This window comes from Variovorax sp. 01N425, from assembly GCF_056399465.1.
On the sequence record NZ_JBFTRJ010000025.1, the window covers coordinates 1 to 15,277 of the forward strand.

General features: G+C 67.9%; 12 protein-coding genes. 5 read left to right on the plus strand and 7 right to left on the minus strand.

The window, feature by feature from the left end; translation table 11 throughout:
* Positions 1-270: 270 nt before the first annotated feature.
* Entirely contained in the window at positions 271-2,814 is a 2,544-nt protein-coding gene (locus tag AC1DSC_RS30245; protein ID WP_369663130.1) for a penicillin acylase family protein, read from the minus strand.
* A gap of 99 nt (positions 2,815-2,913) precedes the next feature.
* Between AC1DSC_RS30245 and AC1DSC_RS30250 the strand changes: the two genes are divergently transcribed.
* The 4 genes from AC1DSC_RS30250 (at position 2,914) to AC1DSC_RS30265 (ending at position 7,538) form a co-directional block, all read left to right on the plus strand.
* Positions 2,914-3,990 (plus strand): PLP-dependent cysteine synthase family protein, encoded by a 1,077-nt coding sequence (locus tag AC1DSC_RS30250; RefSeq protein ID WP_369663131.1) that lies wholly within the window; start codon positions 2,914-2,916, stop codon positions 3,988-3,990.
* Positions 3,990-5,063 (plus strand): lipocalin-like domain-containing protein, encoded by a 1,074-nt coding sequence (locus tag AC1DSC_RS30255; protein ID WP_369664496.1) that lies wholly within the window; start codon positions 3,990-3,992, stop codon positions 5,061-5,063. The genes AC1DSC_RS30250 and AC1DSC_RS30255 overlap by 1 nt, the downstream gene beginning before the upstream one ends.
* Before the next feature lie 99 nt (positions 5,064-5,162).
* Positions 5,163-5,618, plus strand: coding sequence for a hypothetical protein (locus AC1DSC_RS30260; RefSeq protein WP_062366454.1), 456 nt, complete (start codon positions 5,163-5,165; stop codon positions 5,616-5,618).
* Positions 5,619-5,702: 84 nt separating this feature from the next.
* Positions 5,703-7,538: a bifunctional metallophosphatase/5'-nucleotidase gene (locus tag AC1DSC_RS30265; RefSeq protein ID WP_369663132.1), complete on the plus strand. Its 1,836-nt coding sequence runs from the start codon at positions 5,703-5,705 to the stop codon at positions 7,536-7,538.
* 47 nt (positions 7,539-7,585) lie between these two features.
* Here AC1DSC_RS30265 and AC1DSC_RS30270 read toward each other — a convergent pair whose 3' ends face one another.
* From AC1DSC_RS30270 to AC1DSC_RS30290, 5 genes are all read right to left on the minus strand, one after another.
* Positions 7,586-8,572: a branched-chain amino acid ABC transporter permease gene (locus AC1DSC_RS30270; RefSeq protein WP_369663133.1), complete on the minus strand. Its 987-nt coding sequence runs from the start codon at positions 8,570-8,572 to the stop codon at positions 7,586-7,588.
* Between the two features lie 5 nt (positions 8,573-8,577).
* Entirely contained in the window at positions 8,578-9,453 is an 876-nt protein-coding gene (locus AC1DSC_RS30275; RefSeq protein ID WP_369663134.1) for a branched-chain amino acid ABC transporter permease, read from the minus strand.
* 83 nt (positions 9,454-9,536) lie between these two features.
* Entirely contained in the window at positions 9,537-10,733 is a 1,197-nt protein-coding gene (locus AC1DSC_RS30280; protein WP_436287863.1) for an ABC transporter substrate-binding protein, read from the minus strand.
* Between the two features lie 55 nt (positions 10,734-10,788).
* A complete protein-coding gene (locus tag AC1DSC_RS30285; RefSeq protein ID WP_018905866.1) occupies positions 10,789-11,505 on the minus strand; it encodes an ABC transporter ATP-binding protein in 717 nt (238 codons plus the stop codon).
* A gap of 1 nt (position 11,506) precedes the next feature.
* Positions 11,507-12,277 carry an ABC transporter ATP-binding protein gene (locus AC1DSC_RS30290; protein ID WP_012748584.1) on the minus strand — a complete coding sequence of 257 codons (771 nt, stop codon included), beginning with the start codon at positions 12,275-12,277 and terminating at the stop codon, positions 11,507-11,509.
* 182 nt (positions 12,278-12,459) lie between these two features.
* Between AC1DSC_RS30290 and AC1DSC_RS30295 the strand changes: the two genes are divergently transcribed.
* Positions 12,460-13,695, plus strand: coding sequence for an AGE family epimerase/isomerase (locus tag AC1DSC_RS30295; protein WP_012748585.1), 1,236 nt, complete (start codon positions 12,460-12,462; stop codon positions 13,693-13,695).
* Positions 13,696-13,711: 16 nt separating this feature from the next.
* On the opposite strand, the gene AC1DSC_RS30300 is transcribed toward AC1DSC_RS30295, so the two are convergent.
* Positions 13,712-15,274, minus strand: a complete 1,563-nt coding sequence (locus tag AC1DSC_RS30300) for a DHA2 family efflux MFS transporter permease subunit (RefSeq protein WP_012748586.1) — start codon at positions 15,272-15,274, stop codon at positions 13,712-13,714.
* Positions 15,275-15,277 lie beyond the last annotated feature (3 nt).

Consider the following 15,277-nt stretch of genomic DNA (forward strand, 5'->3'; position numbering starts at 1 on the left):
GTGGCCGAGCGAAGCAAAGGCCCGTGTGGTTTGCCCTCCCCTCTGTATGCGCCGAGGAGCGCAGCGTTTCGCGGATCAGGGCTCGCAGCTGTTTGAGCCGAAGGCGAGTTCTGCGAGACCCCGCGAAACGCGAGCACCGCAGGTTGCCCGTAGCGCAGCGAAGGGTCGCAGACAGTGGGGTCGCCTTTTCTTTGCTTACTTTCTTTTGGCGAAGCAAAAGAAAGTAAGTCGCCCGCCGGGGCGAGACCCGGCCCCCGAACCCCAAAAAACCTAAGGCAAAGAAGGCATCAACCGAACCCTCTCCACCGTCTCCCTCTCCACCGCCCCCCGGCTATAAACCAGCGGCACATACTTCCCCTCGAGCCAGAGCGGCGCCAGATCCCGATAGTGCGGACTGTCCGGATCCCCCGACTGCCCCGGCGTATTGATCGCCCGCGAGGCATCCCAATTCCCCACGTCCAGCACCATCCGGAACGAAGCTCCCGACGTGAGCTTGTAGTCATTGGCGCGGTAGCTGGCCGCCATCGGCGTGAACGCCGAGCCCGACATCGGCCAGTCGCCGACTTCCAGCTTCTTGCGCGTGGCCGCATCGACCACGCCGCCGAGCGGATGGCGGAACTCCGCGCGGTGCAGCGCGCCCCACTTCCACGCCGACATGTCGGGCCCGAGCTTGGCCGTGAGCTCCTGCATCGCGGGCGGCAGGGTTTCGAGCAAGAGCGCATCGCGCTGTGCATCGCTCACCCAGCCGAAGGGGTTCTCCAGCAGCAGCAGCATGCGCGTGTTGTCCCCGGGTGCTGCCAGCGAGGCCGCGGCTTCGCCGGCACCGGCCTTGAGCACCGCCGCGCGCAGCGTCTTGGCGTTCCACACTTCGTACAGCGCAGCGGCGGCGCTGTCGCGGTCCATGGTGCCGTCCCAGCCTTGCAACAGCCGCAAGCCGGCGGCCGTGCGGGCATCGTCGCTGCGCAGGCCGGCCAGGAGCTTGAGCAGGCGCTGGGCCGGCGTGGCGACGATGTCGTTCTGCATGCGCTCCGAATCCTCGAGCGTGAAGCGCGAACCCGAGGCGGCCTTTTTCTCGAACAGCTCCTTGAGGCGGCGCGCACGCGCACCGTCGCTCCATTCGTAGCCGATGCCCTTCTTCGCGGCCGGATGGTCGGGCGGGATGTTGTTCTCGTTCGCGGTCACGACGTAGCCGCGCGCGGGGTTGAACTCCGAGGGCAGTTCGTCGCCGTTGCGAAAGCCCGACCACTCGTAGCGGCCATCGCCCGGCACCGGCATGAGGCCGTCCCAGTTGGGGCGGATCGGCGTGAGGCCGCCCGGTATCCAGCCGACGTTGCCGTTGCGGTCGGCATAGACCTGGTTCTCGCCGGGTGCGCCCCAGCGGTTCATGGCGGCGCGGAACTGGTCCCAGTTCTGCGCGCGCATGTAGTCCATCGAACCGAAGTACGGCGCCATGCCAGGCTCCAGCCACGCGGCCCGCAGCGCGAAGGCGCGCCGCTTGCCGGGCTCGGACAGCAGCACCGGGCCGTGCCGCGTGAAGGTGTTGACCACCTCGCGCGGCGCGCTCTCGCCGCGCACGGCAATGCGCTCCGTGACGCGGGTCATCGGCTCCCATCGGCCCTGGTAGCGGTACTCGTTCGGGTTCCGGGGATTGAGCTGGTACACGTACAGGTCTTCCTGGTCCATGTAGAAGCGCGTGAGGCCGAAGGCGATGGTGCCGTTGTGGCCGATCGAGAGGCCCGGCAGGAAGGGTTCGCCGGCGCCGATCGCGTCCATGCCGGGCGCGCTGAGATGCGCCATGTAGCGCAGGCTCGGCGCGCCGTGGGCGCGGTGCGGATCGTTGGCAAGGATCGGGCGCCCGGTGGCGGTGAGCTTCGGCGCGATGACCCAGTTGTTGCTGCCATAGGCGGCCGTCGGATCGCCTTGCAGTGCCTGCTGCCGCTCTTTCTCCTCCTCGGCACTGCGTGCTGCAGCTTCGGCGCTGCCGGGCTGCAGGAGCGCGGACGCGGTCGCCGCCCCGGCAAGCCGTGTGTTGTCCTTGGTGAAGCGCGGCGGCTCGGTGGCGCGCAGGTAGGCCGCGCGCAGTTCGGCCGCCGGCAGGGTGCAGGGGTCGAACCCCACGGGCACCTTGGGCGTGACCGGTGGATCGAGCTCGCGGCGCAGCCAGTCGGCCTTGATGCCCTGGCCGCCGGCACAGAAGGCGCGCGCCCGGTCGATCTCGGACGTGAAGTTGAGCGTGAGGCCGTGATGGCGGATGCGCACCACGTCCTCGGCCGACCAGGTCGACGGCTGGTAGCCCAGCAGCGCGAACTCCTTCGGCAGCAGCGCCGGCTGCGCACGCACCTGCGCCACATAGGCGTTGACGCCGGCCGTGAAGGCCTCGGCCACGCGCTTGGCATCGGAGCCGTAGGCCAGCCATTCGCGGTACATGTCGCCGCGGTAGAGCACGGCACGCGCGGCGCGGTCGCTCTCGACCCAGGCGGGGCCGAAGTCCTTGGCCATCTCGCCAAGGCCGCGCTTGCGCCAGAGATCCATCTGCCAGAGCCGGTCGCGCGCGGCAATGAAGCCCTGCGCAACGAAGGCGTCGTAGAGCGTGCCGGCGTAGAGATGCGGCACGCCCCAGCGGTCGATCAGCACCTCGGCGGGCTTCTCCAGGCCGGGCACCGCGAAGGACGACGGCGCGCGCGGCGGCGTCTGCACATCGGGTGGTCCGGATGCGCAACCCGCGAGCACCAGGGCCGCGAGCGCCGTGGCGCCAATGGAATGCCTTTGACCTAACGAACGCCGCGACGTGGGGCGCAGGTGTCTTGTTCTCATGCGTCTTGTCTCCTGCCGGGTGGAATTTGGCAGCGCACAGTATCCCGATTTGCGCGTTCGCTGGGTGCTGCGAGGGATGACTTGTAGACTTCCTCCTACATGCAGCAAACACCCTCCTCTTCCTCCTGCAGCGGCTGGCTCGGCGGCGCGATCCGCCGCATCGAGGCCGACTACCAGCGCAGCGCCGACACGCACCTGATCCCGCTGCCGCTGCCCGCGCTCGCCGCGGCCGGCATCGACCTGTACCTGAAGGACGAATCGACCCACCCCACCGGCAGCCTCAAGCACCGGCTCGCGCGTTCGCTCTTTCTCTATGCGCTGTGCAACGGATGGGTGCGCGAGGGCACCACCATCGTCGAGGCCTCGAGCGGCTCGACGGCGGTCAGCGAGGCCTACTTCGCGCGGCTGCTGGGCCTGCCCTTCATCGCCGTGATGCCGCGCAGCACCTCGCCCGAGAAGGTGGCACAGATCGCCTTCTACGGCGCGCGCTGCCACTTCGTCGACCATGCGGCGCAGGTCTACGAGGAAGCGCACGCGCTCGCCGAGCAGACCGGCGGCCACTACATGGACCAGTTCACGTACGCCGAGCGCGCCACCGACTGGCGCGGCAACAACAACATCGCCGAAAGCATGTTCCAGCAGATGGCGCGCGAGCGGCATCCGGTGCCGGCGTGGATCGTGGTGGGCGCAGGCACCGGCGGCACCAGCGCCACCATCGGGCGCTACGTGCGCTATCGCTGCCACGACACGCAGGTGTGCGTGCCCGATCCCGAGGGCTCGGTGTTCTCGGCCTACCACCGCAGCGGCGACGCCACGCTGACCGCGGCGGGCTCGCGCATCGAAGGCATCGGCCGGCCGCGCGTGGAGCCGAGCTTCATCCGTTCGCTGGTCGACCGGATGATCGAAGTGCCCAATCTCGATTCGGTGGCCGCCATGCACGCGCTCTCGGCGCTGCTCGGCCGCAAGGTGGGCCCGTCGACCGGCACCAACTTCGTCGGCATGCTCGCCATTGCCGGCGAGATGCGTGCGGCCGGCCGGCAGGGCTCCATTCTTTCGCTGCTGTGCGATGCGGGCGAGCGCTACCTGCCGAGCTATCACGATGCCGCCTGGGTGCAGAACGCGTTCGGCGACATCGGCCCGGCGCAGCAGCGCATCGACGCACTGGTTGCGGGGTGATGCCGCCGGCAGCGCTCCAAGGGTTCTCGCGCCGCAGCCTTTTGCTCGCGGCGCTGGCCGCCGCGCCCGCAGGCTGGGCGCTGCCCGCGCGCACGCTGCAGTTCCCGCGCGACTACGGCAGCCACCCCGACCTGCAAACCGAGTGGTGGTACATCACGGGCCACGCGAAGACCCCGGCGAGGCGCGAGTTCGGCTTCCAGGTGACTTTCTTCCGTTCGCGCGTCGATGCGGCAGAGGGCCTGCGCTCGGCCTTCGCGGCCAGGAACCTCGTGTTCGCGCATGCGGCCGTCACCGACCTCGAAGGCCGCGTGCTGCTGCACGACCAGCGCATTGCGCGCGCGGGCTTCGGCGTTGCATCGGCCAGCGAAGCCGACACCGACGTGCGCCTGCGCGACTGGTCGCTGGTGCGCAGGGAGGACGGCAGCTATTCGGCGCGCATCCCGGCCGGCGAGTTCTCGCTCGACCTGCGCTTCACGCCCACGCAGCCGGTGCTGCTGCAGGGCAAGGCCGGGCTCTCGCGCAAGGGGCCGGACGAAGCGCAGGCGAGCTACTACTACAGCGAGCCGCAGCTGCGCACGCAGGGCCGGCTCGCGCTCAAGGGCCAGGCCTTCGACGTCGGCGGCACTGCCTGGCTCGACCACGAATGGAGCGAGGCGCTGATGCACCCCGAGGCCGTGGGCTGGGACTGGATCGGCATGAACCTGGACGACGGCAGCGCTCTCACCGCCTTTCGCCTGCGGCGCCGCGACGGCAGTGCGCTATGGGCCGGCGGATCGTTTCGCACGCGCGATGGCGCGCTGCGCGTTTTCAACAATGACGAGGTGCGCTTCGACGGCGCGGATACGTGGACCAGCCCGCGCACGCAGGCCAAGTACCCGACCCGATGGCGCGTGCAGACGCCGTCGGGCAGCTTCGAGGTGCGCGCGCTGCTCGACGACCAGGAGCTCGACAGCCGCGGCTCCACCGGCGGGGTGTACTGGGAAGGCCTGAGCGACCTCGTCGATGCGCAAGGCCGCCGCGTCGGCCGGGGCTACCTCGAGATGACCGGCTACGCCGCACCGCTGCGGCTCTGAGGCCGCGCAGCAGCCCTGTGCGGCTGTCATCACACCGTCATGCCGGGCCCCTGAACTCGGCACTCGACGTTTGCACGATGGTCGTGCGCCAAGGCTCGAATGAACAGACGACTCCGGCTCATCGCGCTGCTGATGGCGCTGCTGGCCGCGGCAGGCGCCGCGTGGGTGTTCGCGGCCGCGCGGCCGGCCCCATCGGCAACGAACGCAGCGCTTGAAATCCGCTGGCACGGCAACGGCATCGTGCTGCAAGGCGCGGTCAGGGATGCCGCCACGCAGCGCGCGCTGGTGGACGGCGCGACCGCGCGGCTCGGCGGCGAAGCCGACCAGGTGGTGGACTGGCTCGACATCGTGCCCGCGGCGCTGCCCATCGCGGACGCCGCGTCGCTCGCCAGCCTGATCCGCATCGGGCAGGAGGGCTGGCACCTGCAGCGACGAGCCGCGGAAGGATGGCTGGCCGTGCAGTCGCCCGGCGACGCGCAAAGCGCCCAGGCGGGCGAATTGCTGCAGCGCGCCTTCGGCCCCGGCGTGGCCATCCGCGTGGTTCCCCTGCCCTGATCACGCTTCCTGCGCGGGGCGGTCATGGCGACGTCATCTGCCATGTCCAGCATGCGCTGCATTCCATCCAAAGAGGAGAGGCTCATGCACGCATCGTTGAAACATCTCGCCCTGGCGGGGGTGGTTCTGGCCACCTTGTCCGCATGCGGCGGAAGCAGCCATTCGAACAACGGGTTCATTCCGTTCCTCCCGCCGCCCGCACCGGCGCCGGCACCGCCCCCTGCGCCGGCGCCCGCCGCGCCCGGCAGCATGGACGTGAAGCTCATCGCCTTCAACGACCTGCACGGCAACCTCGAGCCGCCCCGGCTTTCCATCACCGCCCCGGCGAACGGCGGCGGCACGGTGCCGGTGCCCGCCGGCGGCGCCGCCTACCTCGCTTCGGCCATCGCATCGCTCAAGGCGAAGAACGAGAACAACGCCGTGGTCTCGGCCGGCGACATGATCGGCGCCTCTCCGCTGGTGTCGGCGCTGTTCCTCGACGAGCCGACCATCGAGGCCGTGAACGCGATGAAGATCGACTTCAATGCGGTCGGCAACCACGAGTTCGACAAGGGCCAGACCGAGCTCCTGCGCATGAAGAACGGCGGCTGCGCCAAGAACACGCCGCTGGAGCCCTGCCGCGTGAACAAGGCCTTCCCGGGTGCCAACTTCGGCTTCCTGGCGGCCAACACCGTGAAGACCGACGGCACCACGCTGTTCCCCGCCACGGGCATCAAGAGCTTCACCAAGGACGGCGCCACGGTGAAGGTCGCGTTCATCGGCATGACGCTCAAGGGCACGCCCAGCATCGTGACGCCGGCCGGCGTCGCTGGACTGAGCTTCAAGGACGAAGCCGACACGGCCAACGCGCTGATCCCGCAGCTGAAAGCCCAGGGCGCCGACGCCATCGTGGTGGTGGTCCACGAAGGCGGCACCACCACCGTGGGCTACAACGACAAAAGCTGCGCCGGCCTGAGCGGCGACATCCTGCCGATCCTCGACAAGCTCGACGCCTCCGTCGACGTGGTGATCTCGGGCCACACGCACCGCTCCTACACCTGCGACTACGGCAAGACCAACCCGGCCAAGCCCTTCCTTTTGACCAGCGCCGGCCAGTACGGCACCCTGCTGACCGACATCAACCTGACGATCGACACGCGCACCCGCAAGGTCACGGCAAAGTCGGCCGACAACGTGATCGTCCAGGGCGAGGCCTACACCAGCGGCGCAACCACGGTGGCGCTGACCGACCAGTACCCCGTGTTCGGCAAGAACCAGGAAGTGGCCGCGCTCGTCAGCCAGTACCTGTCCGTCGCGGCGCCGCTGGTGCAGCGGGTGGTGGGCACGCTCTCCGGCCCCGCCACGCGCACGCAGGTGGCCTCGCGCGAAAGCGTGCTGGGCAACCTGATCGCCGATGCGCAGCTCGCCGCCACCAGCGCCAGCAACAAGGGCGGCGCGCAGATCGCGTTCATGAATCCGGGCGGCGTGCGCGCCGACCTGGTGCCGGCCGGCGACGGCAGCGTGACCTATGGCCAGATCTTCAGCGTGCAGCCCTTCGGCAACAGCCTGGTGGTGAAGACGATGACCGGCGCGCAGATCAAGGCCTTGCTCGAGCAGCAGTTCAACAGCGGCAGCAACACGGTCGCCTCGCCAAGGGTGCTGCTGCCTTCGCGCAGCCTGAGCTACAGCTACAGCCTTTCGGCGCCCGCGGGCTCGCGCATCAGCAACATGGCGCTCAATGGAACCGCCATGACCGACGGCGCGAGCTACCGCGTGACGATGAACAGCTTCCTGGCCACCGGCGGCGACAACTTCACGGTCTTCAACCAGGGCACCGACACGCTCGGCGGCGACCAGGACGTGGACGCCCTCGAGGCCTACATCAAGGCGAACAGCCCGCTCGCGCCGCCCGCGGCCAACCGCATTACGGCGCTGCCCTGAGGGGGGCCAGAAACGAAGAAGGCGGACAGAATCCGCCTTGTTTCGCTTCAGGCCTTCTTGCCGCGGCGCCGGTCGATGAAGGCGATGACCTCGCCCATGATGCCCCTGCGGAACGCCAGCACGCAGATCACGAAGATCAGGCCCGTGACCATGGTGACCGACTCGCCCAGCGTGTTGAACCAGTCGACGCCGGTGAGGTGCGCCATGAAGCTGCCGAAGTCGCCCACCTTGTTCTCCAGCAGCACCACCACCGCCGAGCCCACCAGCGGGCCCGACAGCGTACCCAGGCCGCCCACCAGCGTCATGAGGATCACGTGGCCCGAGGCGGTCCAGTGCACGTCGCTCAGCGAAGCGAAGCCGAGCACCAGCGTCTTGAGCGAGCCGGCCAGGCCCGACAGCGCGGCCGAGATCACGAAGGCCAGCAGCTTGAAGCGGTTGACGTCGTAGCCGAGCGAGATGGCGCGCGGCTCGTTCTCCTTGATGCCCTTGAGCACCTGCCCGAACGGCGAATGCACGGTGCGCGCAATGAGCAGGAAGGCCGCCACCACGATCACCAGCGCAACGTAGTACATCGTGAGGTCGTCGCGCAGGTCGATGAGGCCGAAGAGCTTGCCGCGCGGCACGCTCTGCAGCCCGTCCTCGCCGCCCGTGAACGGTGCCTGCAGCGCGACGAAGTACATCATCTGCGCGAGCGCCAGCGTGATCATCGAAAAATAGATGCCCTGGCGGCGGATGGCCAGCCAGCCGAACACCAGGCCCAGCAGCGCGCCGGCCAGCGTGCCCATGACGAGGCCGAGCTCGGGCGTGAAATGCCAGACCTTGAGCGCCTGGCCCGTGAGGTAGGCCGAGCCGCCAAGGAACGCGGCATGCCCGAAGGACAGCATGCCGGTGTAGCCCAGCAGCAGGTTGAAGGCGCAGGCAAAGAGCGCAAAGCACAGCACCTTCATCACGAACACCGGATAGAAGCCGATGAAGGGTGCGGCGACGAGTGCCAGCAGCAGCACCCCGTAGACGACGAGCGATATTTTCTTCATGGACTTCACTTCTCGCTGCCGAACAGGCCCGCCGGGCGGATCAGCAGCACCACGACCATGATCACGAACACCACGGTGGCCGAAGCCTCCGGGTAGAACACCTTGGTCAGGCCCTCGATCACGCCGAGCCCCAGGCCCGTGAGGATGGCGCCCATGATCGAGCCCATGCCGCCGATCACGACCACCGCGAACACGATGATGATGAGGTTCTGCCCCATCAGCGGCGAGATCTGGATCACCGGCGCCGCGAGCACGCCGGCAAAAGCCGCCAGCGCTACGCCGAAGCCGTAGGTCAGCGTCACCATCAGCGGCACGTTGACGCCGAAGGCCTCCACCAGCCGCGGGTTCTCGGTGCCGGCGCGCAGGTAGGCACCGAGCCGCGTCTTTTCAATTGCATACCAGGTGGCAAAGCACACCACCAGCGACGCCACCACCACCCACGCGCGGTAGTTGGGCAGGAACATGAAGCCCAGGTTGGTGCCGCCGCTCAGCGCCTCGGGCGTGCTGTAGGCCAGGCCAGAGACGCCGTACACCGAGCGGAAGCCGCCTTCGATCAGCAGCGTGAGGCCCAGCGTGAGCAAGAGGCCGTAAAGGTGGTCGAGCTTGTAGATCCAGCGCAGCAGCAGCCGCTCGATCAGCACGCCGAACAGGCCGACGATGACCGGCGCCACCACCAGCATGACCCAGTAGTTGACGTTGAAGTAGTTCATCGCCATCCACGACAGCACCGCCCCCATCATGAACAGCGCGCCATGCGCGAAGTTGATGACGTTGAGCAGCCCGAAGATCACCGCCAGCCCCAGGCTCAGGATCGCGTAGAACGACCCGTTGACCAGCCCCAGCAGGAGCTGGCTCAACAGGGCAGGCATGGAAATATTCATCGTGAATGGAATCGAGGTTCAGAAAGGAGGCAGCGGCTTCGCGCGGGGGCGCCGCGTACGGCCGCCTCCCGCTCAGGCAACGCTTACTTCCACAGCGCGCAGGTGCTTTCTTCCTTGGTCGTGTAGACCTGGTCGCCCGGCACCTTCTTGACGATCTTCAGCAGGTCCCAGGGGCCCTTGGATTCCGAAGGCTTCTTGACCTCGGCCAGCAGCATGTCGTGCACCATGCGGCCGTCGGCGCGGATCACGCCCTTGGCGTAGAAGTCGTTGATCGGCGTTTTCTTGAGGTAGGCCATGACCTTGTCGGCATCGGTGCTCTTCACGGCTTCCACGGCCTTGAGGTAGGCCATGGTGGCCGAGTAGTCGGCGGCCTGGATGTCGGTCGGCTTGTTCTTGGTCTTGGCTTCGTAGCGCGCGGCCCACTTGCGCGACTCGTCGTCGGCGTCCCAGTACCAGCTGGTGGTGTGCAGCAGGCCCTGCGTGGCCGGCAGGCCCAGGCTCTTCACGTCGGTGAGGAACACCAGCAGGCCCGCGATCTTCATCGACTTGTCGATGCCGAATTCCTTCGAGGCCTTCATCGAGTTGATGAAGTCGCCGCCGGCATTGGCCAGGCCCAGCACCTGGGCCTTGGAGTTCTGCGCCTGCAGCAGGAAGGACGAGAAGTCCGACGCATTGAGCGGCGCCCGCACCGCGCCCACCACCGAGCCGCCCTTGGCCTTGACGACCTTGGCGGTGTCGGCCTCGAGCGCATGGCCGAAGGCATAGTCGGCCGTCAGGAAGAACCAGCTCTTGCCGCCGGTGTCGACCACCGCGCCGCCGGTGCTCTTGGCGAGCGCGACGGTGTCGTAGGCGTAGTGCACGGTGTAGGGGCTGCACTGCGCGTTGGTGAGCGCCGAGGTGGCCGCGCCGTTGGTGAAGAACACGCGCTTCTTCTCCTGCGCCACCTTGGCGGTGGCCAGCGCCACGCCCGAATTGGTGCCCGCGAAGATCATCGTGGCGCCGGCGGTGTCGATCCATTCGCGCGCCTTGGAGGCGGCGATGTCGGGCTTGTTCTGGTGGTCGACGCTCAGCACCTCGACCGGCTGGCCGAGCACCTTGCCGCCCATGTCGTCGATGGCCATCTGGATGGCCGTGGCGCCGCCCTTGCCTTCCAGGTCGGCGTACAGGCCCGACAGGTCGCTGATGTAGCCGATGACGACCTTCTCCTGCGCCTGCACGGCATGGCTCGCAAGACCCGCGGCCCCGAGCATGAGAGCAATGATTTTGAGCTTGGTTTGCATGGTGTCTCCTGAATAGTTGAAAGGGTCGTCGACAGAAAAAATTGCGTGCGCTCGCCTACACGCCCAGCAGCTCGCTGAGCACGGGCATCTTGGCTTCGAGCTCCTTGGCGCCGAAGGCCTCGACCATGCGGCCGTGCTCCATGACGTAGAAGCGGTCGGCCAGCGGCGCGGCAAAGCGGAAGTTCTGCTCCACCATCACGATGGTGTAGCCCTTGGCGCGCAGCGTGTGGATCATCCGCGCGAGTGCCTGCACGATGACGGGCGCGAGGCCTTCGGAGATCTCATCGAGCAGCAGCAGCTTGGCGCCGGTGCGCAGGATGCGCGCCACCGCGAGCATCTGCTGCTCGCCGCCCGACAGCCGCGTGCCCGGGCTGTGGCGGCGCTCGGCCAGGTTGGGGAACATCTCGTAGATCTCGGCCACCGACATGCCCTGCCCCACGCCCTTGCCGTTCTTGAGCGGCGGCGGCAGCAGCAGGTTCTCCTCGGCCGAGAGGCTCGCGAAGATGCCGCGCTCCTCGGGGCAATAGCCGATGCCCAGGTGCGCGATGCGGTGCGTGGCCATGCCGATGGTCTGCACGCCGTTGACTTCGATGCTGCCCTTGCGCGAGCCGGTCAGGCCCATGATCGCGCGCAGCGTGCTGGTGCGCCCCGCGCCGTTGCGCCCGAGCAGCGTGACGACCTCGCCGGGCTGCACCACCATGTCGACGCCGTGCAGCACATGCGATTCGCCGTACCAGGCGTGCAGGCCCTTGATTTCGAGCGCGGCGGTCATCTCAATGGGCTCCTTGCAGCTGGCCGTCGGTGGTGCCCATGTAGGCCTCCATCACCTGCGGATTCCTCGAGACTTCGGCGTACGGCCCTTCGGCCAGCACGGCACCGCGCTGCAGCACCGTGATGGTGTCGGCAATGGTCGAGACCACGCTCATGTTGTGCTCGACCATCAGGATGGTGCGGCCGGCCGACACGCGCTTGATGAGTTCGGCCACGCGGTGCACGTCCTCGTGGCCCATGCCCTGCGTGGGTTCGTCGAGCAGCATCAGCTCGGGGTCCATGGCCAGCGTGGTCGCGATCTCGAGCGCGCGCTTGTGGCCGTAGGGCAGGTTCACCGTGAGTTCGTCGGCTTCGTGCGCGAGGCCGACCTCGGCCAGCAGTTCGCGGGCGCGTGCGTCGAGCGGCTCGAGCGTCTTCTCGCTCTTCCAGAAGTGGTACGAGGTGCCGAGCGCGCGCTGCAGTCCGAGGCGCACGTTCTCCAGCAGCGTGAGGTGCGGAAACACCGCCGATATCTGGAACGAGCGGATGATGCCGCGCCGCGCGATCTGCGCCGGCCGCTCGCCCGTGATGTCCTGCCCGTTGAACAGGATCGTGCCGCTGGTGGGTTCGAGAAACTTGGTGAGCAGGTTGAAGCAGGTGGTCTTGCCGGCGCCGTTCGGGCCGATCAACGCATGGATCGAGCCGCGCACCACCGAGAGATCGACCTTGCTGACCGCAGTGAACCCCTTGAATTCCTTGGTGAGCTGGCGTGTTTCGAGGATGACGTCGCTCATCTCGCGAAGTCGCCCGGGTTCAGGAAAGATATGTGGGTCATGCGGTCCATCTCATCGCGCCACTGTCGAGCGCGGACCGATTGTTCGTGGCCGCCTCCCGCTTGCATACTGGGGCAAATGCCTATGCTGCAGTGCAACCTTCCGCCCGCGGCCGCTCACTGCGGCGCGCGACTGTCGTCACAATGACAATGACCCATCGGTTCGAACCCTTCAGTCCCATGCCGAACTTCCGCTCGCCCGAATTCCTGACCGGCCACATCGTGCACACGCTGGCCTTCTATGAGCCGGTCTGCCGCGACCCATCAGGTGGCTTCTTCCACTTCTTCAAGGACGACGGCACGGTGTACGACCGGCGCACGCGCCACCTCGTCAGCAGCACGCGCTTCGTCTTCAACCATGCGATGGCGTACCGGCGCTTCGGCGATCCGAAGCACCTCGACGGCGCGCGCCACGGCCTGACTTTCGTGCAGCGCGCGCATGCGCAGCCGGGCGGCGGCTATGCGTGGCAGGTCGACTGGCACGAGGGCCGCGCCACCGTGCAGGACGGCACGCAGCATTGCTACGGCCTGGCCTTCGTGCTGCTCGCGCATGCGCATGCGCTCATGGCCGGCATCGAAGAAGCGCGCTCAGGGCTCGAGGCCACCTGGCAGCTGATGGAGCGGCATTTCTGGGAGCCTCGGCACGCGCTCTATGCCGACGAAGCCAGCCCCGACTGGCACGTGGGCACGTACCGCGGCCAGAACGCCAACATGCACGCCTGCGAAGCGATGCTTGCGGCCTTCGAGGCCACGCAGGACGCGCGCTACCTCGATCGCGCGCTCGCGCTGGCGGAGTCGGTCACGGGCCGGCAGGCGGCGCTGGCCGGCGGACTGGTCTGGGAGCACTACCGCGAAGACTGGTCGGTCGACTGGGACTACAACCGCGGCGACAAGAGCAACATCTTCCGGCCCTGGGGCTTCCAGACCGGGCACCTGACCGAGTGGGCCAAGCTGCTGCTGCAACTGGAGCGCGCGCTGGTTGCCGCGGGCCGCGAAGCGGAGTGGGCCGTGCCGCGCGCCAGGCACTTCTTCGACACCGCGATGCTGCGCGGCTGGGACGCGGCGCATGGCGGCCTCGCCTACGGATTCGGCCCCGATGGCGCGGTGTGCGACGGCGACAAGTACTTCTGGGTGCAGGCCGAGAGTTTTGCCGCCGCCGCCCTGCTGGCCGCGCGCACCGGCGATGCCGGCTACTGGAGCTGGTACGACCGCATCTGGGCCTGCAGCTGGGCGCATTTCGTCGACCACCGCCATGGCGCGTGGTACCGCATTCTCACGCCCGACAACCGCAAGATCAGCGACGAAAAAAGCCCCGCCGGCAAGACCGACTACCACACCATGGGCGCGTGCTACGACGTGCTGCGCGCACTCGGCGCCTGAAGAGCAGCGCCCGCCCTCAATGCGCGCCGGCTGCGGCGTCGCCCCCGGCACCGCCGCGCTGCGGCTTGGCCAGCCACACCAGCGGAATCAGCAGCAGGAACAGGATCGCCGACGCATAGAAGATGTCGTTGGTGGCCAGCATGAAGGCCTGCTGGTCGACGATGCGGTTGATCTGGCCCATCACCTGCTCGGTGCTCAGGCCGCTGCTCGCCAGTCCCGACATCGCGCTGGCTGCTGCGTTGTTGCCCGGGTTCACCGACTCCGCGAGCTGCGAGTGGTGCAGCGCCGCGCGGTTCTCCCACAGCGTGGTGGTGATCGACGTGCCCATGGCGCCCGCCGTGATGCGCAGGAAGTTCGACAGCCCCGATGCGGCCGGTATGCGGTCGGGCGTGAGGCCCGAGAGCGTGATGGTCACCAGCGGAATGAAGAAGAACGCCATCGCGATGCCCTGGATGATCGTCGGGATGATGATCGTCACGAAGTCGGCCTGCGTGTTGAAGTTCGAGCGCATCCACAGCACCAGCGCAAACACCAGGAACGAGAAGGTGGCGTAGCGCCTTGGGTCGATCTTGGCCACGGTGAGCCCGACCACCGGCGAGAAGAAGATCGCCAGCAGCCCCACCGGCGCCATGATCATGCCGGCCTGCGTGGCGGTGTAGCCCATCCATTGCTGCAGCCACAGCGGCAGGAGCACCACGTTGCCGAAGAACAGGCCATAGGCCACGGCGGTGGCCACGGCGCCCGACCAGAAGTTGCGGCGCTTGAAGAGCGACAGGTCGACCACCGGGTGCTTGTCGGTCAGCTCCCAGATCAGGAAGAAGGCGAAGCCGACCACCGCGATCACGGCCATCGTGACGATCTCGGGCGAGTGGAACCAGTCGAGCTCCTTGCCCTTGTCGAGCATGAGCTGCATCGAGCCGACCCACAGCACCAGCAGCGCGAGGCCGATGGCGTCGATCGGCACCTTGTGCGTGTTGCTCTCGCGCTTGCGGTAGAGCGCCCAGGTGATGCCGGCCGCGACGATGCCCACGGGAATGTTGATGTAGAAGATCCACGGCCATGAGATGTTGTCGGTGATCCAGCCGCCCAGCAGCGGCCCCATCACGGGCGCGACCAGCGTGGTCATCGACCACATCGCCATTGCGAGGCCCGCCTTGGCGCGCGGATAGCTCGACAGCAGGAGCGTCTGCGACAGCGGGATCATCGGCCCCGCGACAAAGCCCTGCAGCGCGCGGAACAGGATCAGCGTGGTCATGTTCGGCGCCAGGCCGCACAGGAGCGAGCTGACCATGAACAGGATCACGCTGGCCATGAACAGGCGCACCTGTCCGAAGCGCTGCGTCATGAAGCCCGTGAGCGGCACCGCGATGGCGTTGGCCACCGCGAAGCTGGTGATGACCCAGGTGCCTTGCGTGGTGCTCACGCCCAGGTCGCCCGAGATGGCCGGCAGCGACACGTTCGCGATCGACGAATCGAGCACGTTCATGAAGGTCGCGGCCGACAGCGCGATCGTGCCCCAGACGCGGGCGGCGCCCTCGAGCGGCGGATGCGCGACGTAGGCGGGAGCAGCAGTGGCCATTGG